This window comes from Pseudomonas sp. FP453 (genome assembly GCF_030687495.1).
GTDB lineage: Bacteria > Pseudomonadota > Gammaproteobacteria > Pseudomonadales > Pseudomonadaceae > Aquipseudomonas.
This window is the reverse complement of record NZ_CP117435.1, coordinates 2112501-2136425: the sequence shown is the minus strand read 5'-3', so window position 1 is coordinate 2136425 and position 23925 is coordinate 2112501. Positions and strand designations below refer to the sequence as shown.

Genomic DNA, 23925 nt, shown 5'->3' with positions numbered 1-23925 from the left:
CAGATCAGAAATCGTATTTGACGCCTGTCATCAGGTTGCGCGGCGCGCCATACATGCCGTGGTTGCCGGCATAGCTGAGGTACTCGCGGTCGAACAGGTTGTTGAGGTTCACCGACGCACTCAGCTTGGGCGTCACGTCATACCGCACCAGCAGGTTGGTCACCGCATAGCTGCCCTGGCTGAACGTGTGCAGGTCTTCGCCGACCTTGCTCTGCCAGTTCACCCCGCCGCCCACGGTGAATTTGTCCAGCGCGCCCGGCAGGCGGTAGGTGGTGAAGGTCTTCAGGCTCTGGCGCGGCAAGGTGGTGACGATGCGGTTGTCGTCGGCATCGGTGCTGACGGCGTAGGCGTAGCCCGCGGAGGCTTGCCAGCCTTCGGCCAATTCGCCGTTGAGCTCCAGTTCGACGCCTTCGGTGGTGGTGCCCTTCTCGTTGCGGTAGGTGTCGCCGCCCGGGGTGTCGATCCAGATCGCCAGGTTGTCCTGTTCCAGCTTGAACAGCGCCAGGCTGGTGTTGAGTTTCTCGTCGAAGAAGCTGCCCTTGAGCCCCACTTCGTAGCCCTTGCCTTCCATCGGCGGCAGAGCCTTGTTGTTGATGTCATGCACGCCCATGGCCTGGGGGTTGAAGATCTTGGTGTAGCTGGCGTAGGCCGACCAGTTGTCGGTGAGGTCGTACACCACCCCGGCGTAGGGGATGTAGACGCCGGTTTCGGATTCGTCGGTGCGGGTCTCGGTGCCGCCGTAAGGGCTGGTGACGGTGTCACGTTTCCAGTCGATCACCCGGCTGCCGAGGATCAGGCTGAGGTCGTCGGTAACCCGCAGGCGGGTGCTGAGGTAAGCGGCGTACTGGCTTTCATCCACCGAGGATTTGCCGGTGACGTCGAACACCGGTTTGGCCGAGTTACCGTCCCAGTTGAACAGGTTGTCGATGGCGCCCGCCGGCGAGCCGGAATAGGCGTAGTTCCAGCCGCCGTGGCTCGGCACGCTCTCGCGGTATTTGGACAGGGTCACGCCGGCGATCAGCTCGTGCTCGCGACCGAGCAGGTTGAACGGGCCGGTGGCGTACAGGTCGAGGTTGTCCTGGCGCGGCGTGCCGGAGAAGCGCACCGGCAACTGGGTGGTGCCGCTACCGTCACGGTTGAGGCTGCCGTTGACGTAGTTGAAGATTTCGTCGAACTGGTTTTCGGTATGGGTGAATTCGGCCTTGGCGCTCCAGCCGCTGCCGAACTTCTGCTCGATGGCGGTGAAGAAACTGGTCTGCTCATGGTCGTTGTAGGACCACGACGGCGCGGTGTTCAGCGAGCGGCTGAGGTTGCTGCGCGAGCCGTCGGTAAAGCGCGTGGGTAAACCGGAACGCGCGGGGGCATCGACGTCGGTGCGCAGGTAGCTGAAGCCCATTGTCAGCAGGGTGTCTTCGGTCAGGTCGAACTCGGTAATGCCGTAGAGCAGCTGGCTTTCCTGCTTGTAGCGGTCGATCCAGGAACGTTCGGTCTTGTAGTCCGCCACCAGGCGCCCGCGCACGTTGCCGCTCTCGGTCAGCGGCCCGGACACGTCGAGGCCGGTACCGTAACGGTCCCAGTTGCCCGCCTCGGCGGTCACGCTGGCACGCGCCTCGGCGGTCGGGCGCTTGCGGATCAGGTTGATGGTGGCCGCCGGGTTGCCCATGCCGCTAATCAGGCCGGTGGCGCCGCGCACGATCTCGACGCGGTCGTACATGGCCATGCTTTGGGTGTAGTTGTCCATGCGCGTGGCGGTGGGCACGCCGTCGATCTCGAAGTTCTGGATCTGGAAGCCACGGGAGAAATAACCATCGCTTTCCGAACCCTTGCCATCACGCAGCACGATGATGCCGGGGGTGGCGTCGAGGGTGTCGCTGAGGTTGATCAGCCGCTGGTCGTCGAGGCGCTGGCGCGTCATCACGGTGAGCGATTGCGGGGTTTCCCGTGGGGTCAGGTTCAGGCGCGTCGAGCTGCTGGAGGACTGCGTGGTGTAGGAACCGGTGCCCTCGGTGGTCGAACCCGGCGCCTTGCCGGAGATGGACACGGTGCTCAGTTGCAAGGCGCCGCCCGCCGGGCGCGGCTCCAGCGAGTAGTGGTTGTCGCTGCCACGCACGGCTTGCAGGTCGCTGCTGCTGAGCAGGATCGCCAGGCCGCTGTCCAGGTCATGGCGCCCATGCAGGCCGGGGCTGGTCTTGCCGTCGGTGAGCGCCGCCGGGTAGGACAGCAGGATCTGGCTGGCCTGGCCGAACCGGTTGAGTGCGCCGGCGAGCGAACCGGCCGGGATGTCGAAGTCGATCTGCGGTGCGGCCTGCACCCAGGCCGACGCCAGCAACAACGGCGTGGCGACCGTGAGCGTGGCGATGCCTTGCATGACTGCAAGGGCCAGTGAAGTTTTCAACGTTGTGCGTGGCTGCATGCCGGTTTCCCCAGTGAAGGTAGTGTCTGGGAATACAAGTCTCGTGAGATCGGCAAACGGCTCACCTTGCTGCGAAATAAATTCACACGAGGTGCTGGCGCGGCTTGAGGGTGACCCAGAAGCGCGTGAAATGCTGCACCTCCAATTGCAGGGTCTGCGCCAGGGCGGCGAGGATGCGGTCGGTATCGGCCAGCGGATAGGTGCCCGACACCCGCACGCCGCGCACCGCCGGATCACAGGCCAGGCGCCCGCGCCGATAGCGGCTCAATTCTTCGAGGAAGTCTGCCAGGGGCATGCCCTGGGCGACGATCATGCCGCCGCGCCAGGCCAGTTCGCCGTCCCGTTGCGGGCGGCGGGCGAGCACGGTGTGGGCGTCGAAGCTGATCAGTTCGCCGGGTTGCAGGACCAGGCTGCGCGACGGGATCTGCACCGACAGCGGGCCCTGGTCGGCGCCCAGTTGGGTGAAGCCGTCACGCTGGCGCAGGCTGAAACGGCCGCTGACCGCGCGGGTCAGGCCTTCGGCGGTCTGCACCCACAGCGGGCGGTTGTCGGCGGGGTTGGGGTCCACGAGGATTTCGCCGCGCAGCAGGTGGATCTGGCGTCGCTCGGGGGTGTATTTCACGTCGATGGCGCTGTCGGTGTTGAGTTGCACCTGGGTGTTGTCCGCCAGGTCGATGCGCCAGCGCTCGCCGACGGTGGTGCTGTAGTCGCTGGTCCAGTGTTGCAGCAGTTCGCTGTCCTTGGCGCTCCACGCGGTGGCGCCCACCGCCAGCAGCATGGCGAGGTGCTTGACCACCTGGCGACGGGACAATGTCGGCAGCAATGCCGCGCTGACCAGGGCCTGATGCGCCGGCGCGCGCACGTCTTGCATGCGCTGGAGAAACCGCTGGGAATGCTGCCAGGCCAACTCATGAGCCGGGTCTTGTTCGCGCCAGCGCTGGCATTCGGCGCGGGTCTGTGCGCTGACGTCGGGCGCCTGCAATTCCAGTTGCCAATGCATCGCCTGCTCGGCGGCTTCCAGGGACAGGGTCATGGTTGCTGGCTGTCCAGCAGGATGCAGTGCGCGCCGGCCTTGATAATGTAGCGCTTGACCGTGGCGATGCTGGCGCCGAGGCGCTGGGCAATCTCGCCATGGCTGAGGCCGTCGAGCTGCGACCAGAGGAACGCCTGGCGCACCGGCAAGGCCAGGCGGCTGAGCACTTCGTCGAGGGCGGTGAGGGTTTCCAGCAGGATCCATTGGGTTTCGGCGCTGGGGGCGGCTTCTTCCGGCAACAGGGCCAGGGCCTGCAAGTAGGCCCGTTCGAGCTTTTGCCGACGGAAGTGGTTGGACAGCACGCTCTGCGCCACCTTCGCCAGAAAACTGCGCGGCGCCTGCACTTCGATCGCCTGATTCTTCGCCAGCAAGCGCAGGAACGTGTCCTGGGCCAGGTCGGCGGCACTCTGCGAGCAATTCAGGCGACGCCACAGCCATTGCTGCAACCAACGGTGTTGCTGCTGGTAGAGGGTGGCCAGGTCAGTGGGGCTTACCGCAGGAGTCGACGACATGGGAGGCGCGCACAAGGAATGATGCGCAAATGATAACGGTTATCATATGTTTCGCAAGGTGTCTGCGGTAGGAGCCGGGGGAACCGGCTCCTGGCGCGGGTCAATCGTCCAGTTGTTGCGGCGCAGGCTTGCTGCCGGCCTTGGCCGGTTTGGCGCCTTTGGCGGGGGCCGGTGCGGCCGGTTCGGGTTCTGCGGCGGCGGCGGTTTCTTTTTCCGCCATGGGCATCTGGTCGATGGTGCTGAAGAATTCCTTCAGGTCGAGGGTATCCGGTGGCACGGTCTTCTCGAGTTTCTTCTCGCCATCCTTGCCCACCAGGATGACCTTGGTGCCGCTGCCGGCACCCAGCTTGAGGGCGCGGATCAGGGCGTTGGTTTCTGGCGGCGTGAGTTTCTTGTTGTCCTTGGCGTCCTTGGCGAACTTCTCCCCTTCGGCGCCAATGCTGCCGAACTTCACGGTGTAGAACACCATGCTGCGTGCTTCGAAGGCTTGCTTGTTGGCAGCCTCGTCGAGTTGCTTCTTGAGCGTGGTCAAGGTGGCGTTACCGGAATCAAGCTCCACCACGATCAGCGGACGGGCTTTGCCCACGTCCTGCTTGAGTGGGTTGGTATCATCAGCGGCCAACAGCGGCCCCGTAAAAACCATCAAGGTAGCCAGGGTCAGCGACCGGATGAGCATGCGCACCTCCTTCTAATTCCGTGCAGGGTTCTTGAGTTTCATGTCTGCGACAGTCAAATTCAAGGATGATTCCTACACCACTTTAAGAAAGCGTAGGTCAGGACGCCCGCTACGCAAGGGCTTGAGGCGCCTGCGCGGTGATTGTTTCCACTGATTGCGGAAACATCATGAGACCTTCCAGTCCGGCCAATGCCGCGCAAACACGGGCGCTACAACGGGATCGGCGTCCACCTGCGCCAGGCTCTGGGCAAAGCCCGGGGCCAGGCCGTTCAAGGCCTCCCGCGACTCATCCCAGCGCGACACCGCTGCCGCCATCAGGCCCAGTGCATTCGGCGTGTCGTTGGGGGCGAACAACTGCCCGGCAAACTGATCGGCAAACACCACCCAGGCCTGGTGCAGATAGCGCCGGGTGCCGGTGACCAGTTGCGCCTGCACGGTTTCGTTGACGTTGCCGAGCCAGCGTTGCGGGTAGTCGATGATGCCGATGGCCGAGTAGCAATTGGCGGCGATGTACACCAGCCCGCGAATGATCTGCGCGCGGTTGCCGGCCAGCAATTCGGAGGCGGGAAATTCCAGGCCGAGGTGGATCAGGATCGCTGCGCTTTCAGTCAGCACCTGGCCACCGGGCGTGAGCAAGGTGGGTACTTGCTTGAGCGGGTTGATGCGCGCCAGTTCATCACTGCCAGCGCCCTCTGCCCATGATGCGGCGTCGATTCGGCGCCAGGGCACCGCGCAACGTTGCAGGGCGATTTCGATCATGCACGAGCCGGATTCGTCGATGCCGTAGAGCGTGTACATAAGCGGTCCCTCCGGGGGAATGGTGCGAGAGCGGGGGCCGCTTCGCGGCCCAGCGGGAGCAAGCTCCCTCGCCACAGGTGATTTTATATCCGTGGTTAGAACAGGCCCATCTGGCCGCCGACCAGGGTGCTGAAATCATCGTTCACGAACGGCAGGATGGCATCGGCGACGGGCTGTAGTTGGCGAGTGACATAGTGATCGTAGTCGATAGGCGCCTGGCGGGTTTCCAGGGGTTCCGGGCCGTTGACCGTGATCACGTAGCTGATCCAGCCTCCGCGCTGGTACTGGCGCGGACGCCCGAGGCGGTCGTTGTAGTCGTCCGCCAGGCGCGCGGCGCGCACGTGGGGTGGCACGTTGCGTTCGTAGTCGTCCAGCTGGCGGCGCAGGCGCTTGCGGTAGATCAGCAACTCGTCGAATTCGCCACTCAAGGTGCGCTGCACGTAGTCGCGGATGTAGTCCTGGTGCGGCTGGCGGTGGAAGATGCGCTGGTAGAGTTCCTGCTGGAACCGGCGGGCCAGGGGCGACCAGTCGCTGCGCACGGTTTCCAGGCCTTTGTAGACCATTTCTTCGCGGCCATCGCTGTGCGTGACCAGGCCGGCGTAGCGTTTTTTGCTGCCCTCCTCGGCGCCGCGGATGGTCGGCATGAGGAAGCGGCTGAAGTGGGTTTCGTATTGCAGTTCCAGCGCGCTTTGCAGGCCGAACTCGCTGCGCAGGTGCTCGCGCCACCAGTCGTTGACGTGCTGCACCAAGGCGCGGCCGATGCGCCCGGCGTCCTCCTGGGAATGCTTGCTGCCGAGCCAGACGAAGGTGGAGTCGGTGTCGCCGTAGATCACCTCATAACCCTGGGCTTCGACCAGGGCGCGGGTCTGGCGCATGATCTGGTGGCCGCGCATCGTGATGGACGACGCCAGCCGCGTGTCGAAGAAGCGGCAACCGCTGGAGCCGAGCACGCCGTAGAAGGCGTTCATGATGATTTTCAGCGCCTGGGACAACGGCGCGTTGTGTTCGCGCTTGGCTTCTTCGCGGCCCTCGGACACCCGCGCGACGATGGCCGGCAAGCAGTGCCGGGTGCGCGAGAAACACGCGCCGCGAAAGCCTTCCACCGACTGGCTGTCGTCGGGGTATTTGAGGCCTTCGATCAGGCCCACCGGGTCGATCAGGAAGCTGCGGATGATCGACGGGTAGAGGCTTTTGTAGTCGAGCACCAGCACCGATTCGTAGAGGCCGGGGCGCGAGTCCATGACAAATCCGCCGGGGCTGGCCTGGGGCGGTTTGTCCCCCAGGTTCGGCGCGACGAAACCCTGGCGGTGCATCAGCGGCATGTACAGGTGGGTGAACGCGGCGACCGAGCCGCCGTTGCGGTCGGCCGGCAAGCCGGTGACGCTGGCGCGTTCGAGCAGGAAGGTGAGCAGTTCGGTCTTGGCGAAAATCCGCGTGACCAGTTCGCAGTCCTTGAGGTTGTAGCGCGCCAGGGCGGGCTTGTCCTCGGCGAACATGCGGTTGATTTCGTCCATGCGCTGGTACGGCGTGGAGATGTCCTTGCCTTCGCCGAGCAGGGTTTGCGCGACGTTTTCCAGGCTGAAGGATTCAAAGCTCCAGGTCGCCGAACGCAGGCCCTCGATGCCGTCGATGATCAAGCGCCCCGCCGCTGCGGCGAAGTAGTGGTTGCGGCTGCCGTGTTCGCGCCAGGTCATGGCCTCGCCGCCACGCCCGAGCAGCAGCGGCACGTTGAGGCGCTGGGCGTGTTCGTGGAGCACGCGCAGGTCGAACTGCACCACGTTCCAGCCGATGATTGCATCGGGATCAAAGGTGGCCAGCCAGTGGTTGAGGCGTTCGAGCAGTTGGGCGCGGGTGTCGCAGTAGTCGAGCTTGAAGTCCACCGCCGTGGTCTGGTTCGGCGGGCCGAGCATGTACACCTGGCGCTCGCCGCAGCCTTCGAGGGCGATGGAATAGAGCTCGCCCTTGGCGGTGGTCTCGATGTCCAGGGACACCAGTTTGAGCGCCGGGCGGTAGTCGGGCGCGGGTTTCATCTGCGCATCCGTCAACACACCGTTGGCATCCGGCGTGCCGCCGAACCACACGGGCGCGGTGATGAAGCGTTCCATCATGTAGCGCTCGGGCGGGCGTACGTCGCCTTCGTAGACGTCGACACCGGCGGCGCGCAGGCGTTTTTCCACGTCCATCGCCTGGCGGTGCTGGCGGGTGTAGAGGCCGAGGACCTTGCGGTGGTGGAAATCCAGCAATTCCAGGGGGCGCAATTCGATGTCGCGCTCGCCCTTGAGCAGCCAGTCGAGCGGCTTGCGGTGGGCTTCGGGGATGAACATCACCGAGGTCTGCACGGGGAGGCGTACAAGCCGTGGGCCTTGATCGGTGGCCAGCCAGAAGCTGACCTCCGTGCCCGCCGGGGTGTCGCGCCAATGCCGGGTCAGGACAAAACCCTGCTGTAAATCCACCGTACCGCACCTCAGGAATCGCTATCAGGGCGTGATTCTACTCGGCTATGTGGGCACGCAGACCGCGAAAGTAAATATTTGTTGCGTGACGTTAATAACAATCACTATCATTCGCACCGGAGTCGTATCCGCGCAGCGAGGACGCGCAACGTTTGTTGCCCTTTTCCTCACTGGATCGCCCATGCCCTTCCCTATTCCGTTTCGTCCGACCCTGCTCGCCCTGTGCTGCTCCCTGGGCATCACTGCTCATGCCGCCACCCCAGCCACCCCGCAGGATGCGAACAACCGTCAGGACGGCAACACCCTGGAATTGGGCGCCACCAACATCAGCGCCGACGCGCCCGCGCCAAGCGCCCTGCCCCCGGTGTACGCCGGCGGCCAGGTGGCACGCGGTGGCCAGTTGGGGGTGTTGGGCAACCAGGACATCATGGACGTGCCGTTCAGCATGTCTTCCTACACCGAGAAACTGATCCGCGACCAGCAGGCCGAAACCGTCGGCGATGTGCTGCTCAATGACTCGTCCGTGCGCCAGGCGTCGGGGTATGCCAACCAGGCGCAGACCTTCATGATTCGCGGCTTGCCCCTGAATGGCGACGATATGTCCTACAACGGTCTGTACGGCATCCTGCCGCGCCAGATCATCTCCACCGACGCCCTGGAACGGGTCGAAGTGTTCAAGGGCCCGAATGCCTTTATCAACGGCGTGAGCCCCACCGGTTCGGGGATTGGCGGCGGCGTGAACCTGCAACCCAAGCGCGCCGATGATCTGCCGTTGCGCCGTTTCAGCACCGACATCAGCAGCGATGGCCGGGTGGGTGAGCACTTGGACATTGGCCAGCGCTTTGGTGAAGACCATCAGTTTGGCGCACGGGTGAACCTGTCCCAGCGCGAAGGCGATACCGGCATCGATGATGAAAACCAGCGCTCGAAGCTGTTTGCGGTGGGCCTGGACTACCGTGGCGATGCGTTGCGTGTGTCCGGCGACTTTGTGTACCAGAAGGAGCATATCAACGGTGGGCGCAACTCGGTCTTTACCGGCACCGCCACCCACATCCCGGATGCGCCGTCGGCTGACACCAACTACGCGCCGAGCTGGAGCAGTACCAACCTGGAAGACACCCTGGGCATGCTGCGTGCCGAGTACGACCTGAACGACACCTGGACGGCGTACGCGGCAGGCGGGGTCAAGCACACTCGTGAAATGGGGCGTTACTCGTCGGTAACCCTCACCGACAACCTCGGCAACGCCACCGCCAGCGGTTCGACCATCGCCCACGAAGAAGACAACAGCAGCCTGATGACGGGCCTGAACGGCAAGTTCCAGACCGGTGCGGTGAGCCATCGCCTCAACTTCGGCCTGGCCGGGACCTGGACCCAGGCGCGCAACGCTTATGTGTTTGCCAGCGGCAAGACCACCACCAATATCTACAACCCGGTGACCGGCGCGCCGCCGGCCTTGAACAACCCACGCAACACCCCGGGCACGGACTTCAGCGACCCGGAAATTACCGCGAAGACTTTTGTGCGCAGCGCGGCGGTTTCCGACACCTTTGGTTTCTTCGATGACCGCTTGTTGGTGACCGTTGGCGCCCGTCGCCAGCAGATGGTGGTGCAGGGTTACAACTACGCGAGCGGCACGCGCACGGCGAACTATGACGAGTCGATCACCACGCCGGTCTACGGCCTGGTGTTCAAGCCGTGGGAGCATGTGTCGGTGTACGTCAACCGCATCGAAGGCTTGGCCCAGGGGCCGACGTCGCCGCTGAAACTGGGTGAACGGACGATCATCGGCGGCGGACAAGCCTATGCACCCGCACGCTCCAAGCAGATTGAAGCGGGCGTCAAGGTCGATATGGGCACCTACGGCGCCACGCTGGGTGTTTACCGTATCGAACAGCCGGGGGCCGGTTACTCCGAAGTCGTCGATGCGACCACTGCGCGCTACGTGCGCGAAGGCTTGCAAATCAACAAGGGCGTGGAGCTCAACGTGTTCGGCGAACCGGTCAGCGGCCTGCGTTTGCTCGGCGGTGTGACGGTGATGAAGACCGAACTCAAGGACACGCAGAACGGCGCCAACGATGGCAACCGTGCCATCGGCGTGCCTTCGTTCCAGCTCAACGCCGGGGTGGATTGGGATGTGCCGGGCCTGCAAGGTGTGAGCCTCAATGGGCGCATGCTGCGCACCGGTGGCCAGTACGCGGATGCGGCCAACAACCTCAGCCTGCCGGCGTGGAACCGCTTCGATGTGGGGGCGCGCTACAACTTCAAGGTGGCGCAGCGGGATGTCACTGTAGGCGCGACCGTGGAAAACGTTGCCAATGCGAAATACTGGGAATCGGCGCAAGGCGGATTCCTCAGCCAGGGTGATCCGCGGGTGGCCAAGTTGTCGGCGTCGGTGGATTTCTAAGGCGTTGCGGCAACAGTTGAAGAGTAAACAGTAACCTGTGGCGAGGGAGCTTGCTCCCGTTGGACTGCGCAGCAGTCCCAGCTTTTTGAACAAAGAGCGGGGGCCGCTTCGCGGCCCAGCGGGAGCAAGCTCCCTCGCCACAGTGGTTTTACCAGTCGTAGGACACTTCTACTGATGCTGTGCGTTCTTGTCCGTAGTAGCAACCAAACGCGTAGTTGCACGCCGACACGTACTCGCGATCAAACAGGTTCTGTACGTTCAGGCTGGCTTCTGCGCCTTTAAGGGTGGGGCTGACACGGCCGAGGTCGTAGCTGAGGGTGGTGTCATACACCACAAACGACGGTGTCTTGAAGGTGTTGGCCGAGTTGCCGTATTTCTTGCCGGTATAGCGCGCGCCGCCGCCCACGGTCAGGCCGGCCAGGGCGTCGCCGGCAAAGTGGTAATCGACCCAGGTGCTGGCGGTCCAAGGCGCCTGGGATTCGTTGCGGTTGCCCTCCTCGCCGTAGTTGCTCTTGGTGTAGAACGAGTCCAGGTAGGACACGGCGCCCATCCACTCCACCTGCCCCACCCGCGCCTTGCCTTCGAACTCGACGCCACGTGAACGTACTTCGCCGGCTTGCAGCTGGTATTCCTGATACTCCAGGTCACCGGTCAGCACGTTTTTCTGCTTGATCTGGAACACCGCCAGCGTCAGCAACGCGCTGTCGTTGGGCTGGTATTTGACCCCCGCTTCGTACTGCTCTCCCTCCACCGGTTTGAACGGCGAACCACCGCGCTGCGGCGCCTCGCTGCCAATGGTGGGGAAGAACGATTCGGCGTAGCTGACGTAGGGCGCCAGGCCGAAGTCGGTGAGATAGGTCAGGCCGATGCGTCGGGTGAGTTTCTTGTCTTTGTGGCCTTCGGTGCTGTTGGCCAGCAGGTCGCGGTTTTCCACTTCGGCCCAGTCTTCGCGCAGGCCGACGGTGAGGATAAAGCGGTCGAGCTTGATCTGGTCCTGGGCGTACACGCCGGTCTGCTTGATGGTGTTGTCCCACTTGGTGGTCAGCTTGGGCTGGCTGAGGGTGTGGTAGTTGGTGGGGTTGTACAGGTCGATGATTTCCACGCCATACAGGTTGTAGCCCTGGTACTTGCGGGTGAACTGGCGGTGATCGACGCCGGTGAGCAAGGTGTGGTCGAGGGCGCCGGTGGCGAACTTGAATTGCAGGTTGTTATCGAGGGTGTAGGCCGAGTTGTGCTGGTTCCAGTCGAGCTTGGTGCGGGTGGCGCGGGTGTCGTCGATGCTGTTGTCGGCGCGGCGCACGAAGCCGCCCAGGTAGAAGCCCTTGTAGCGGTCGTTGACGTCGGTGTAGCGCGCGGTCTGGCGGTATTCGAGGTTGTCGCTGAAGGCGTGGGTGAAGTCGTAGCCCAGCACGTATTGATCGCGGATGTAGTTGTTCCAGTCCGAATCGCCGAGGAAGGTATTGCGGTCGATGCGCTTGCCCTGGGAATTGCGATACAGCGTGCCGATGGCCGGCAGCGCCTGGTAGTCGGCCAGGGATTTGTCGCGCTGCAGCTGGGCGTAGACGGTCAGCGCGGTGTCGTCATTCGGTGCCCAGGTCAGGCTGGGGGCGAGCAAGGTGCGGCTGTCGGTGGCATGGTCGACCATCTCGTTGCCGTCGCGGGCCAGGGCGATCAAGCGGTAACTGAGGGTTTTCGCCTCGTCGAGCGGGCCGCTGAAATCCAGCGCGCCGTTGACCCGTTCGTAGCTGCCCACGCCGAATTTGACCTGGTGCCGGGCTTCGGTGGTGGGCCGCTTGGAGACCATATTGATCATCCCGCCCGGCTGGTTCTGCCCATACAGCACCGAGGCCGGGCCCTTGAGCACTTCGATGCGCTCCAGGGTGTAGGGGTCGATCTGCGGCGCGCCGCCGAGGCTGCCGGCGTACGGCAGGTAGGCGCCGTCGAGGTAGAGCAAGGTCGGCGCGAAACCCCGGCTGGCGACTTCATCGGCGATGGTGTTGCGGTCGGTGTAGCCGTTGGTGTCCACGCCCGGCGTGTAGCGCAAGGCCTGGGTCAGGTTGCGTGAGCCTTGCACGGCGATCTGGTCGGCGGTGACCACGTTGACGGTCTGCGGGATTTCCATGATCGGCGTGTCGGTCTTGGTCGCGGTGCCGCTGCGGGTGGCGACGTAACCGTCCACCGGGCCCCAGGCATTTTCCGCCAACTGCCCGGTGATGTTGGTGGGGCCGAGGTTCAGGGCGCCGCTCTCGGGCAGCAGGTACAGGCTCCAGGTGCCGTTCTCGGTGATGATCAAGCCCAACCCGCTGCCGGCCAACGCTTGCTGCACGGCCTGTTCGGCGGTGAACTGGCCGTGGACGGCCGCCGCGCGGCGCCCTTGCAGCAACGCCGGGTTGACGGACAACGTGCGCCCGCTCTCGCGGGACAGGCGGCTGAGGCTGTCGCCCAGGGCGGCAGCGGGCAGGTCGAAAGCGTGGGTGTTGTCCTCGGCCACGGCGGGTTGGCCGATAACGGCCAGGGCCAGGGCCAAGGTCAGCAGGCTGGGACGGATCATCTGGGGTGCCATAAGGGGTGGATACTCGTGGTCAGGTTAGCGTTCTCTAACCCTGACTCGCGAGATCCACGATCCCCTCATGCCGAGTGAGTTTTTTTCGTTATTGCACGTCGATCAGGGTCAGCCACGGGCCGTAGCGACGGATACGCAGCGGGAAGGTTTGTGCGAGGGATTGCAGGGTTTGCTCGGCATTGTCCAACGGATAAACGCCATACACGCGCAGCGCCGCCGCTTGCGGGCTGATGCGCAGGACGCCACGGCCATAGGGCCGCAGTGCATCGATCAGCAGGCCCAGCGGTTCGTCACGGATATCGACCCGGCCGTCACGCCAATCCACGCGCCCGGCCACGCTCAATGCCACCGGGCGCACGGCGCCGGCGTTGAACCAGGCGGCCTGCCCCGCTTCGATCCGCCGTTGGCTGCCGCCAGCCGTGGTGATTTGCACGCTGTGCAACTGCACCGACGCCAGGTTGCCGGCAGACTCCTGACTGACCAAGAACTGCGTGCCCAAGGCCTGGACCTCGCCCTCGGCGGTGGTGATTACGAACGGGCGGTTGGCGTCGGCGGCAACGTCAGCAAACACCTGGCCTTCGCGCAGGCGCACCACGCGGCGCTGGGCGGTGAATTGAATGTCTACCGAGCTGCGTGCGTTGAGGCTCAGGCGGCTGCCGTCGGCCAGCTCGAATGTCCGGCGCTCGCCGGTGCCGGTACGCAGGTCGGCCCACAAGCCATTGAGCGGCTGGTTGCGATCCACAATCGCCGCGCCGCTGGCGCCGAAGACCAGCAGGGCCAAACCACTGCGCAGGACGCTGCGGCGCGAGGGGGAATCAGGGGTCATCAAGGCCTTGGAGGCCGCGCGCAGTTGGCCGGGGCTGTGGGCTTCGACGCGCTGCAGATCGGCAATCGGTTGCTGCAACAGGCTGCCGACCCGCTGCCAGGCCTCCGCGTGCTGCGGGCTGGCGTGCAGCCAGGTGTCGAAGGCCTGGTGCACGCCCAGGTCTTCGCCGGCCGCCTCCAGGCGCAGCAGCCAATCGACGGCGGCGCGGGTGGTGCTGTCGACGTCTGGGCGGGTCATGTCAGGTCTGCCGATTCGGCCAGGCAATGCAGGAACGCGCGGCGCAGGTCGCGCTCGACGGTGGCCAGGGACACGTCCAGTTGCTGGGCGATCATCGGCTGGGTCAGGCCTTCGAGGCGGCTGAGGATGAAGATCTGCCGTACCCGCGCCGGCAGGCCGTTGAGCAGGCGGTCGATGCTTTCCAGGGCTTCACGCACCACGGCCAGGTCTTCTTCGGATGGCGTGTAGCACTCGGGCAACAGCGCCAGGCTGTCGAGGTAGCTTTGCTCCAGGCGTTTGCGCCGCCAGAAGCTGAACAGCAAGCGCCGCGCCACAGTGCTCAGGAACGCGCGGGGCTCGTCGAGCTGGGTGAGCTGGCGCGCGTCCAGCAGGCGAATGAAGGTGTCTTGCGTGAGGTCCGCCGCATCCTGGGGGCATTTCAATTGACGGTACAACCACGCGCGCAGCCAGCGATGGTTGTCGTCATAGAGCGTAGCCAACAAGACTTTGGGATCAGTAGGTAGGGACACGCAAGCTGCCAGGCGTTAATGATAATTCATCTCATTATCTGCGGAGGCTATGGCGTATTGCAATCGCTAAAACATTGGGTGTGTTGCGCAGCCGTGCCGCCAAGGCCGAAAACCCCAAGGGTGGGCATCAGCAGTGATGCCCGTTTGACTCAGGCGCGCCGGGCCTGGCCGAGATAGGTTTCGATATTGCCCATTTGCTCGTCCCAGCCCCGAGAGTTCATCTTGAAGGCTTTTTGACGGCGGGCCTCGGGGATGTGGTCGAACCCGGATTCAACCACCCGCAGCAGGATGCCCGGCGCGCGGTCTTCGATGGTGAACTCCACCAGGGTTGGCGTTTCCTTGTCGTAATCGACACCCTCCTCCACTGCAAACGGGTGCCACCAGAAAGAGAACAACGTTTGCGGCAGGATGCGTTCGATCCTCGCCTTCCAGATCACATGCTCGTAACCGGGATACGTGATCGGCGCCTCAAGGGTTTCACCCACGACAAAGCGTTTGCCCTTGAGGGCGATACCAAACCAGTCGCCGAACTGCTCGGCGTCGGTCAGGGCTTCCCACACCTGGTTACGTGAAGCATTGAGCAGGACTTTTCGTTCTATGCGATCCAATACGTGCATAAGTCACCTCCTGTATTGAAGGTAGGCGACATCAACCAATGCGCAACCTTTTCGGCCACGCATTGGTGTTGCGACTTATCTCAGAACTTCCATTTGGCGTTGACCATCGCATTGCGCGGCTCGCCGTAGGAGCCCGAGTTGAACGTGCCCATGCCGTCGTAATACTTCTTGTCGAACAGGTTGTTGACGTTCAGTCCTACGGACAGGTGCTCGTCCACCTGATAGTTGGCCAGCAGGCCGACCACGGCGAAGGGGTCCTGTACCGCCTTGTAGTACGGCCCGGTGTAGTTGATCTGCGTGGTGGCGTACATCTCGCTTTGCCAGGTGACATTGCCACCCACGGTCAGGCGGTTCAGAGCGCCCGGCAGGCGGTAGGTGGTGCCAAGCTTGAACAGGTTGATCGGCTGGTTGACCTGTACGCGTTCGCCGTCCTTGGCGTGGGATTCGCGGTAGGTGTAGCCGCCGAATACGTTCCAGCCTGCAGCGACTTCGCCGGAAATCTCGGTCTCGACGCCGCGTGTGGTCGTGCCGGCGATGGCCTTGTACACCGTTTTGCCAGTGGCATCGTTGCCCGAATCGGCGGCGGTGTTCTTTTGTTCGATGTCGAACAGGGCGACGCTCGCGTTCAGCGCACCGTCGAAGAATTCGCCCTTGAGGCCGATCTCGTAGTTGTCCCCTTCAAGCGGCGCGAGCGAGCCGCCGCTGGCGGTCTTGTAGAACGTTTGCGGCAGGAAGATGCTGGTGTAGCTGGCGTAGACCGAATAGGTGTCGTTCAGGTCGTAGATGATGCCCGCGTAAGGCGTCACGACGCCGGTCTTCTTGGTTTTGTCGGTGTTTTTCGAGTAGGGCGCGTATTGCGTCACCTCATCGAGTTGCTTCCACCAACTGACACGGGTGCCGAGAATGAGGGTCAGCGGGTCGATCGGTTTCAAACGCAGCGCGCCATACACGCCGGTCTGTTGCAGGGTGGTCACTGCGCCCCCGACTTCGTTGTAGGAACGGCGCCCATACTGGCGGCCATCCCAGGTGAAGATGTTGTCCACATCGCCATAGTCATTGTCTTGGCCGGCCAGGGTGCTGCTGTAGTTGGGAAAGTTCAGGTGGGTGCGCGACGTGCTCGCACCCACTACCAACTCGTGCTCACGGCCACCCAACTGGAACGGGCCATTGGCATACACATCCAGCATGTCCTGGGTCTGGTAGCTGTCGAGACGGTAGATGAATGCCCCGGCACCTTGGCCGGTGACCGGGTCCGGGTAGCCGCCACTGGCGGAAGCGCCCTGCCCTTTGCGGTAGGAATACTGATGGCTGTAGGCGGTCTTCAGGCTCCAGTCGTTGTCGAGTTTATGGTCCAGCATCGTGGTGAAGGTGTAGCTGGTGTTGTCCATGTAACTGGAACGTGTAGCCGGGTTGAAGGAACGGGAAAAATTGGTCTGGCGGCCATTGTTGTAGAACAGCGGAATATGGCCGTAGCTGGTGCCGGTGGCGTCGTTGTTCTGGTAGTCCAGGCTGGTGCGCAGGGTGGTGGCGTCATTCAGGTCGATATCGAGCGCGCCATACATGACGCGCTTGTCTTGCTTGTACCAGTCCACGAAGGATTTCTGCTGCTGGTACGCCGCGACAAATCGCCCGCGCACATTACCGGTTTCCGTCAGCGGGCCGGACACATCGACTTCGGAACGGTAACGGTCCCACGCGCCGGCTTCCCCCGAGAGGTGGGCCTGGAAGTCTTTGGTCGGGCGCTTGCGCACCAGGTTGATGGTGGCGGACGGCGTGCCTGCGCCGCTCATCAAACCGGTAGCACCGCGTACGACTTCGACCCGGTCGTAGAGGGCCATGTCGGAAAGCGGGCCGATATATTGCTGGGATTCGTTGGCGATTTGCGACGGGATGCCGTCGTACTGGAAGTTCTGGATCTCGAAGCCGCGCGAGTAGAAGGAGTAGCGCTCGCTGTCACGATGGTTGCTGCTGATGCCGGGGGTGAAGGTCAGCACCTCGCTGAGGGTGGACAGGTGCTGGTCATCCATCAGTTGGCGGGTGACCACGCTGACCGACTGCGGCGTTTCGCGCAGGGACAGAGGTAACTTTGTCGCGGTACTGGTCGCTCCGGTGGTGTAGGAACCTGTGCTCTCGGTGGTCAGACCTAAACCTTGGGCGTTGATACTGGTGGCACCGAGGGTCAAGGCACCGCCACTGGCCTGGGGCGCCAAGCGGTAACTGCCATCACTGTTGGCGGCGATAGCCAGGTTGCTGCCGGCCAGCAGGCGGGCAAAACCTTGTTCGACGCTATACGTGCCCTGCAGGCCTGCGCTTTGCCTGCCGGCAGTGAGGCCCGAATCGAAGGACAGCACCACGCCTGCATCGCTGGCAAAGCGGCTCAACACCCCACCCAGGGGGCCAGGGGCAATGGCGAACGCCTGCTGCTGGCTGGCCGCCATTGCATTGGAGCCGCTTGCCAACAAGGGAGCCAGCAGCCCGGCCTGCACCATCAGCGACACGCCAAACAACGCGACCTGCAAGGGCTTTTTGCGAAATGACCGAGGCGGTTGATTGGCGACTGAGGTTTGCCCTGCGCGCATGTTGACTCCTGATGGTTCGGAACGAATGAAGGGGGTTTGCAGGAGGAGTCGAACGAGGGGCGGCAAATCGACAACGGAAGTTGAGAATTATTTTCGATGTCAGGCGCGCGGGGCCAACGTCGTCCAGTAGCGGGTACGTGAAACGAGGCGCACCGGTAGCGCGTGGGTCAAGGCGTTGAGGGTCAGGTCGATATCGTCCAGGGAGTACGCACCGGATACCGGCAGGTGGGCGATTTCCGTGGCGCACCCCAGGTAGCCCTGGCGGTAGCGTGCCAACTCGGCCACCAGGCGGTCCAGCCGCCAATGGTCGACGATCAGCCGCCCCTGCGCCCAGGCGCCTGCGCCGGGGTCGTTCGGCCGCAGGGCGAGCATGCGCAGGGCATCGAAAGTGACGGTCTGGCCGGCGGTGACTACCGTTTCCGCAGGATCGACGCCCAGACGCACCGCCACAGCGTGTTGCAATACGCTCATCGCCGTGAAGTCGTCGAACTGGCGCACGTCAAAGCGCGTGCCCAGCGCGCGCATTTCACCGTGGGCGCTGCGCACCAGAAACGGTCGGGGGTCGGGAGCCGTTTCCACGAGGATTTCTCCGGCACGCAAAATCACCAAGCGGTGTTCGGCTGTGTAGTGGATATCCACCGCACTGGCGGTATTGAGGGACAATTGGCTGCCATCATCCAGGCGCAGGCTGTGTCGCTCGCCCGTGGTAGTGCGTTGATCGGCCATCCATTGCGGGGCCTGTCGATAGCCGGACCAACCGATGGCGCTTACACCCGTACCGATCACCACGCCCTTGAGCAATGCGCGGCGTCCCAGTTGCAGGGATTGGTCGGCGGCGACGTCCAGCACATTCACGGCGACGGCACCCGGCAGGCATTGGAGCTGGCTGCGAAGGGCTTCTACGCGCTGCCAGGCCCATTGGTTCAGCGCGCTTTCGTCGCGCCAGGTGAGCCAGGCCACATGCAACTGCGGGTCACCGGGCTCGGCGGCCAATCGGGCGACCCAGTGGGCGGCCGAACTGAGGGCCTGATGTTTCGGATCACGGGCCACCGTCAATGCTCCAGGGCGAAGATCAGGCAATGCTCGGTGGCCCTGGCAATGTATTTGGTCACCGAACTCACCGACACCTGTAGCTGTTCGGCGATTTCCTTGTAAGGCATTCCCTGCAACTGCGAGAGCAGGAAGGCGCGTTTGGCCTTGTGCCCCAGGCCATCGAGCATGGCGTCCAGGCGTTGCAGGGTTTCGATCACCAGCAACCGCTCTTCTGGCGAAATGGCATAGGCCTGCGGTTGTTCGGCCAAGGCTTGCAGATAAGCCTGCTCAAGGGCTTTGCGACGGAAGCTGTCGATCATCACGCGCTTGGCAATTGTCACCAGAAAATGCCGCGGTTCTTTCAGCTCAGCGGCCAAAGGCTGGGTGCGCTCAGCCAGCAACAAACGGATAAACGTGTCTTGCGCCAGGTCTGCGGCCTGATGAGAACAACCCAGGCGCGCGCGCAGCCAGCTGACCAACCAGCGGTGGTGGTCACCGTAGAGTTGGCCAACCGGTTCGTGAGGGGAATGAGGCACAGCAGACGAAGGCATAATGATATTGTGCGCGAATGAGAACGCTTCGCAATTTAGACCAATGCCGGAATAAGGGCAATGATTTGTATCACTTGTGATGCGCAGCGCGGCGGCGAACGGTAGATTGCTCCCCTCCCCTTTGAGGTGAAGCACCATGACTCAACAGCTCCATGGAAGTTGTGCCTGCAAGGCCGTGCAGTATCAGGTGGACAGCCTGGATATGCCCATCAGCCACTGCCATTGCCAAAGCTGTCGCAAGGTCCACGCGGCGGCGTTCGTTGCGACTGCCGGTGTGATGCGCGAGCACTTCCGCTGGAGACAGGGCGAGGCGCTTTTAACGTCGTACGAATCTTCGCCAGGGAAAATCAGGCATTTCTGCTCGCGCTGCGGCTCACATCTGATGGCCGAGCGTGGGTATCAACCCCATGTGATTGTGCGGGTGGCGACGTTGGATGATGACCCAGGCATGCTTCCTGCTTCGCATATCTGGACCGCCCACGATGTGCCATGGCTGGCACATGAGGGCGTAGAACAGTGGGCCGAGTGGCAGGTGTGAGTCAGACGTGCGGGTCGCCGGGCGCTTTGGCCGGCGTCGCGTATTGAGGCTTCAGGTGGCCGTCCTGGTCGAGTAGCCAGGCGTCCATGATCTGTCGCACCACAGGGCCGGCCACCCGGCCGCCCGCCTCGCCGTTTTCGATCATCACCGAGATCACGATTTTAGGGTGCTCGGCGGGCGCGAAGCCGACGAACAAGGCGTTGTCGCGGTGGCGCTCCAGGGTCTTGTTACGGTTGTAACGCTCGCCCTGCTTGATCGCCACCACTTGTGCCGTACCACTCTTGCCGGCAATGCGGTATTGCGCGCCTTGTGCGGCGGCGCGGGCGATGCCACGCGGGTCGTGCATCACCAGTTGCATGCCGTGGTTGACCTGCTCCCAGTCACGCGGGTCCTTGAGGACCACGTTGGGCATCGGGTTTTCGTCCACCGGGGCCACGCCATTGATGGTCTTGGCCAGGTGCGGGCGATTCCATACGCCTTTGTTGGCAATCAACGCGGTGGCCTGGGCCAGTTGCAGCGGGGTGACCTGCATATACCCCTGGCCGATGCCGAGGATCACGGTTTCGCCGGGGAACCAGGGTTGGCGGCGGGTGGCGCGTTTCCAGGATTGGGACGGCATCAGGCCGGCGGATTCTTCGAACATGTCGAGGGAGACTTTCTGGCCAAGGCCGAATTCGGCCAGGTAATCGTGCAGGCGATCGATGCCGAGCTTGTGCGCCAGGTCGTAGAAGTAGGTGTCGTTGGAACGCATGATGGCTGCGTCCATGTCCACCCAACCGTCGCCGCTGTGGTTCCAGTTGCGGTACTTGTGGTCGAAGTCGGGCAGTTGGTAGTAGCCGGGGTCGAACACGCGGGTCTGGGCTGTGACGACACCGCTGTCCAATCCGGCGATGGCGACCTCGGGTTTGATCGTCGAGCCCGGCGCATAGAGCCCGCGCAGTACGCGGTTGAAGAGCGGCCGGTCGATGGAGTCGTGCAGTGCGGCGTATTCCTTGAAGCTGATGCCGGTGACAAACATGTTCGGGTCAAAGCTCGGCTTGCTGACCATGGCCAGTACTTCGCCGGTCTGCGGGTCGAGGGCAACCACCGAACCACGACGATCGCCCAAGGCTTCTTCTGCGGCTTCCTGGAGGTGGACGTCGAGGCTGAGCACGATGTTTTTGCCGGGGATTGGGTCAGTGTGCTTGAGCACACGCAGCACACGGCCTTGGGCGTTGGTCTCGACTTCCTCGTAACCAACGTGGCCGTGGAGTTCGGATTCGTAGAAACGCTCGATACCGGTCTTGCCGATGGACTGTGTGCCACGGTACTCCACCGAGTCGAGGGACTTGGATTCCTTTTCGTTGATCCGGCCAACGTAGCCGATGGAGTGGGCGAAGTGCGCGCCCAAGGGATAGTGGCGAACGAATTGCGGCTCGACGTCCACGCCGGGCAAACGGAACTCGTTCACGGCCAGCACGGCGATCTGTTCTTCGGTCAACTCGTAGAACAAGGTGACGGGGACGAACGGGTGGCGTGCCTGCTTCAGCGCTTTGTCGAACACGGCGCGGTCTTCGGCAGGCAGATGCAGCAGATCGACGATGGCGTCCAGCTCACCCTTGAGATCAGTGGTGCGCTCACGGGTGATGGTGAGGTTGTAGCTGGGGCGGTTGTCGGCCAGTACCACGCCGTTGCGGTCATAGATCAGGCCGCGCGTCGGCGTGATGGGGAGGACGTGTACGCGGTTGTTTTCAGAAATCGTGGAGTGGTAGTCGAACTGTACGACCTGCAGGAAGTACATGCGGCCTACCAGGGCACAGGTGATGCCAATCACCAACAGCGCGCAGGCGAGCAGACGCTTGTTGACCAGGCGGTTTTCTTTTTCGTGATCTTTGATGGGTATGGCTTCAGGCATTTCTACAGCATCTCGTTGAAGAAGGGCGACGCCGCATCCTGCGGATGAAAGATCAGTCCTTGTGAAAATGTGCTGCACCATAGCAAAAATGTAGAAACACTTTGTATTGATTTCCCCAACGGTAGGCTCAAGGAGCATGTCGATACTTGGCTGGCTTTTCGACCGCCCAAAACAAAACCCCATCTGCTTTCGCAAATGGGGTTTCGGAATTTAATCTTGACGATGACCTACTCTCACATGGGGAAACCCCACACTACCATCGGCGATGCATCGTTTCACTGCTGAGTTCGGGATGGGATCAGGTGGTTCCAATGCTCTATGGTCGTCAAGAAATTCGGGTACTGAGTCGTGACCAGATGGCCTCGCTTCAGCAAATTGGGTATGTGACAGCTTTCGGTGTTTTGTGAGAATCGAACTTTCGGTTCTATCGTCTTCACACACCGCAATCTGATGCTCTTTCGAGTAGTCAAATTGCTTGGGTGTTATATGGTCAAGCCTCACGGGCAATTAGTATTGGTTAGCTCAACGCCTCACAGCGCTTACACAAACCTATCAACGTCGTAGTCTTCGACGGCCCTTCAGGGAACTCAAGGTTCCAGTGAGATCTCATCTTGAGGCTAGTTTCCCGCTTAGATGCTTTCAGCGGTTATCTATTCCGAACATAGCTACCCGGCAATGCCACTGGCGTGACAACCGGAACACCAGAGGTTCGTCCACTCCGGTCCTCTCGTACTAGGAGCAGCCCCTCTCAAATCTCAAACGTCCACGGCAGATAGGGACCGAACTGTCTCACGACGTTCTAAACCCAGCTCGCGTACCACTTTAAATGGCGAACAGCCATACCCTTGGGACCGGCTTCAGCCCCAGGATGTGATGAGCCGACATCGAGGTGCCAAACACCGCCGTCGATATGAACTCTTGGGCGGTATCAGCCTGTTATCCCCGGAGTACCTTTTATCCGTTGAGCGATGGCCCTTCCATACAGAACCACCGGATCACTAAGACCTACTTTCGTACCTGCTCGACGTGTCTGTCTCGCAGTCAAGCGCGCTTTTGCCTTTATACTCTACGACCGATTTCCGACCGGTCTGAGCGCACCTTCGTACTCCTCCGTTACTCTTTAGGAGGAGACCGCCCCAGTCAAACTACCCACCATACACTGTCCTCGATCCGGATAACGGACCTGAGTTAGAACCTCAAAGTTGCCAGGGTGGTATTTCAAGGTTGGCTCCACGCAGACTGGCGTCCACGCTTCAAAGCCTCCCACCTATCCTACACAAGCAAATTCAAAGTCCAGTGCAAAGCTATAGTAAAGGTTCACGGGGTCTTTCCGTCTAGCCGCGGATACACTGCATCTTCACAGCGATTTCAATTTCACTGAGTCTCGGGTGGAGACAGCGCCGCCATCGTTACGCCATTCGTGCAGGTCGGAACTTACCCGACAAGGAATTTCGCTACCTTAGGACCGTTATAGTTACGGCCGCCGTTTACCGGGGCTTCGATCAAGAGCTTCGCGTTAGCTAACCCCATCAATTAACCTTCCGGCACCGGGCAGGCGTCACACCCTATACGTCCACTTTCGTGTTTGCAGAGTGCTGTGTTTTAATAAACAGTCGCAGCGGCCTGGTATCTTCGACCGGCATGAGCTTACGGAGCAAGTCCTTCACCCTCACCGGCGCACCTTCTCCCGAAGTTACGGTGCCATTTTGCCTAGTTCCTTCACCCGAGTTCTCTCAAGCGCCTTGGTATTCTCTACCCAACCACCTGTGTCGGTTTGGGGTACGGTTCCTGGTTACCTGAAGCTTAGAAGCTTTTCTTGGAAGCATGGCATCAACCACTTCGTTAACTAAAAGTTAACTCGTCATCAGCTCTCGGCCTTAGAATCCCGGATTTACCTAAGATTCCAGCCTACCACCTTAAACTTGGACAACCAACGCCAAGCTGGCCTAGCCTTCTCCGTCCCTCCATCGCAATAACCAGAAGTACAGGAATATTAACCTGTTTTCCATCGACTACGCTTTTCAGCCTCGCCTTAGGGACCGACTAACCCTGCGTCGATTAACGTTGCGCAGGAAACCTTGGTCTTTCGGCGTGGGTGTTTTTCACACCCATTGTCGTTACTCATGTCAGCATTCGCACTTCTGATACCTCCAGCAAGCTTCTCAACTCACCTTCACAGGCTTACAGAACGCTCCTCTACCGCATCACTTACGTGATACCCGTAGCTTCGGTGTATGGTTTGAGCCCCGTTACATCTTCCGCGCAGGCCGACTCGACTAGTGAGCTA

The 23925-nt window shown here is 62.1% G+C and carries 16 protein-coding genes and 2 rRNA genes (1 of these 18 cut by a window edge); 2 read left to right on the top strand and 16 right to left on the bottom strand.

Annotation, left to right across the window (positions count from 1 at the left end; genetic code table 11):
* Window positions 1-4: 4 nt before the first annotated feature.
* The 6 genes from PSH87_RS09830 to PSH87_RS09805 form a co-directional block, all read right to left on the bottom strand.
* Window positions 5-2368 (bottom strand): TonB-dependent receptor, encoded by a 2364-nt coding sequence (locus PSH87_RS09830; RefSeq protein ID WP_305434284.1) that lies wholly within the window; start codon window positions 2366-2368, stop codon window positions 5-7.
* Between the two features lie 127 nt (window positions 2369-2495).
* Window positions 2496-3446, bottom strand: a complete 951-nt coding sequence (locus PSH87_RS09825; protein WP_305433332.1) for a FecR domain-containing protein — start codon at window positions 3444-3446, stop codon at window positions 2496-2498.
* Complete coding sequence (locus PSH87_RS09820; protein ID WP_017736411.1) at window positions 3443-3958, bottom strand: sigma-70 family RNA polymerase sigma factor; 516 nt, start codon at window positions 3956-3958, stop codon at window positions 3443-3445. The genes PSH87_RS09825 and PSH87_RS09820 overlap by 4 nt, the downstream gene beginning before the upstream one ends.
* A gap of 100 nt (window positions 3959-4058) precedes the next feature.
* On the bottom strand, window positions 4059-4634 hold the full coding sequence (locus tag PSH87_RS09815) for a DUF4174 domain-containing protein (RefSeq protein ID WP_017736410.1): 576 nt from the start codon (window positions 4632-4634) through the stop codon (window positions 4059-4061).
* A gap of 165 nt (window positions 4635-4799) precedes the next feature.
* The gene (locus PSH87_RS09810; protein WP_305433330.1) at window positions 4800-5432 is read right to left on the bottom strand and encodes a glutathione S-transferase; all 633 of its coding nucleotides are present in this window, start codon (window positions 5430-5432) and stop codon (window positions 4800-4802) included.
* A gap of 95 nt (window positions 5433-5527) precedes the next feature.
* Window positions 5528-7885, bottom strand: a complete 2358-nt coding sequence (locus tag PSH87_RS09805; RefSeq protein ID WP_305433328.1) for a DNA polymerase II — start codon at window positions 7883-7885, stop codon at window positions 5528-5530.
* Between the two features lie 181 nt (window positions 7886-8066).
* On the opposite strand from PSH87_RS09805, the gene PSH87_RS09800 reads away from it, so the two are divergent.
* Window positions 8067-10292, top strand: a complete 2226-nt coding sequence (locus PSH87_RS09800) for a TonB-dependent siderophore receptor (RefSeq protein WP_305433327.1) — start codon at window positions 8067-8069, stop codon at window positions 10290-10292.
* Between the two features lie 148 nt (window positions 10293-10440).
* Here the strand turns inward: PSH87_RS09800 and PSH87_RS09795 are convergent, their stop codons facing one another.
* The 7 genes from PSH87_RS09795 to PSH87_RS09765 all read right to left on the bottom strand — a co-directional run bounded on the left by PSH87_RS09795 (window position 10441) and on the right by PSH87_RS09765 (window position 19206).
* Window positions 10441-12855, bottom strand: coding sequence for a TonB-dependent siderophore receptor (locus tag PSH87_RS09795; protein WP_370695299.1), 2415 nt, complete (start codon window positions 12853-12855; stop codon window positions 10441-10443).
* An 88-nt stretch (window positions 12856-12943) separates the two neighbouring features.
* Window positions 12944-13918, bottom strand: coding sequence for a FecR family protein (locus PSH87_RS09790; RefSeq protein WP_305433323.1), 975 nt, complete (start codon window positions 13916-13918; stop codon window positions 12944-12946).
* A complete protein-coding gene (locus tag PSH87_RS09785) occupies window positions 13915-14427 on the bottom strand; it encodes a sigma-70 family RNA polymerase sigma factor (RefSeq protein ID WP_124529244.1) in 513 nt (170 codons plus the stop codon). The genes PSH87_RS09790 and PSH87_RS09785 overlap by 4 nt, the downstream gene beginning before the upstream one ends.
* Before the next feature lie 149 nt (window positions 14428-14576).
* Entirely contained in the window at window positions 14577-15044 is a 468-nt protein-coding gene (locus PSH87_RS09780) for an SRPBCC family protein (protein ID WP_017736403.1), read from the bottom strand.
* Window positions 15045-15124: 80 nt separating this feature from the next.
* Entirely contained in the window at window positions 15125-17623 is a 2499-nt protein-coding gene (locus PSH87_RS09775; protein ID WP_305433318.1) for a TonB-dependent receptor, read from the bottom strand.
* 99 nt (window positions 17624-17722) lie between these two features.
* Window positions 17723-18673, bottom strand: coding sequence for a FecR domain-containing protein (locus tag PSH87_RS09770; RefSeq protein WP_305433316.1), 951 nt, complete (start codon window positions 18671-18673; stop codon window positions 17723-17725).
* A 2-nt stretch (window positions 18674-18675) separates the two neighbouring features.
* Window positions 18676-19206 (bottom strand): sigma-70 family RNA polymerase sigma factor, encoded by a 531-nt coding sequence (locus PSH87_RS09765; RefSeq protein ID WP_305433315.1) that lies wholly within the window; start codon window positions 19204-19206, stop codon window positions 18676-18678.
* A 136-nt stretch (window positions 19207-19342) separates the two neighbouring features.
* On the opposite strand from PSH87_RS09765, the gene PSH87_RS09760 reads away from it, so the two are divergent.
* The gene (locus PSH87_RS09760; RefSeq protein ID WP_305433314.1) at window positions 19343-19744 is read left to right on the top strand and encodes a GFA family protein; all 402 of its coding nucleotides are present in this window, start codon (window positions 19343-19345) and stop codon (window positions 19742-19744) included.
* A gap of 1 nt (window position 19745) precedes the next feature.
* Here the strand turns inward: PSH87_RS09760 and mrdA are convergent, their stop codons facing one another.
* The 3 genes from mrdA to PSH87_RS09745 all read right to left on the bottom strand — a co-directional run.
* Window positions 19746-21638 (bottom strand): penicillin-binding protein 2, encoded by a 1893-nt coding sequence (gene mrdA / locus PSH87_RS09755; RefSeq protein WP_017736398.1) that lies wholly within the window; start codon window positions 21636-21638, stop codon window positions 19746-19748.
* 214 nt (window positions 21639-21852) lie between these two features.
* Window positions 21853-21968: ribosomal RNA gene (gene rrf, locus PSH87_RS09750) — 5S ribosomal RNA — on the bottom strand.
* A gap of 156 nt (window positions 21969-22124) precedes the next feature.
* Window positions 22125-23925, bottom strand: a 23S ribosomal RNA gene (locus PSH87_RS09745) (it continues 1086 nt past the right edge of the window).

Excerpts from the sequence above, each read along its gene's own strand:
- PSH87_RS09800 (WP_305433327.1), top strand. The coding sequence starts at position 8,067 with ATGCCCTTCCCTATTCCGTTTCGTCCGACCCTGCTCGCCCTGTGCTGC.
- PSH87_RS09760 (WP_305433314.1), top strand. The coding sequence starts at position 19,343 with ATGACTCAACAGCTCCATGGAAGTTGTGCCTGCAAGGCCGTGCAGTAT.
- PSH87_RS09825 (WP_305433332.1), bottom strand. The coding sequence starts at position 3,446 with ATGACCCTGTCCCTGGAAGCCGCCGAGCAGGCGATGCATTGGCAACTG.
- PSH87_RS09830 (WP_305434284.1), bottom strand. The coding sequence starts at position 2,368 with ATGCAAGGCATCGCCACGCTCACGGTCGCCACGCCGTTGTTGCTGGCG.
- PSH87_RS09775 (WP_305433318.1), bottom strand. The coding sequence starts at position 17,623 with ATGCGCGCAGGGCAAACCTCAGTCGCCAATCAACCGCCTCGGTCATTT.
- PSH87_RS09790 (WP_305433323.1), bottom strand. The coding sequence starts at position 13,918 with ATGACCCGCCCAGACGTCGACAGCACCACCCGCGCCGCCGTCGATTGG.
- PSH87_RS09815 (WP_017736410.1), bottom strand. The coding sequence starts at position 4,634 with ATGCTCATCCGGTCGCTGACCCTGGCTACCTTGATGGTTTTTACGGGG.
- mrdA (WP_017736398.1), bottom strand. The coding sequence starts at position 21,638 with ATGCCTGAAGCCATACCCATCAAAGATCACGAAAAAGAAAACCGCCTG.
- PSH87_RS09780 (WP_017736403.1), bottom strand. The coding sequence starts at position 15,044 with ATGCACGTATTGGATCGCATAGAACGAAAAGTCCTGCTCAATGCTTCA.
- PSH87_RS09765 (WP_305433315.1), bottom strand. The coding sequence starts at position 19,206 with ATGCCTTCGTCTGCTGTGCCTCATTCCCCTCACGAACCGGTTGGCCAA.
- PSH87_RS09810 (WP_305433330.1), bottom strand. The coding sequence starts at position 5,432 with ATGTACACGCTCTACGGCATCGACGAATCCGGCTCGTGCATGATCGAA.
- PSH87_RS09795 (WP_370695299.1), bottom strand. The coding sequence starts at position 12,855 with ATGGCACCCCAGATGATCCGTCCCAGCCTGCTGACCTTGGCCCTGGCC.
- PSH87_RS09820 (WP_017736411.1), bottom strand. The coding sequence starts at position 3,958 with ATGTCGTCGACTCCTGCGGTAAGCCCCACTGACCTGGCCACCCTCTAC.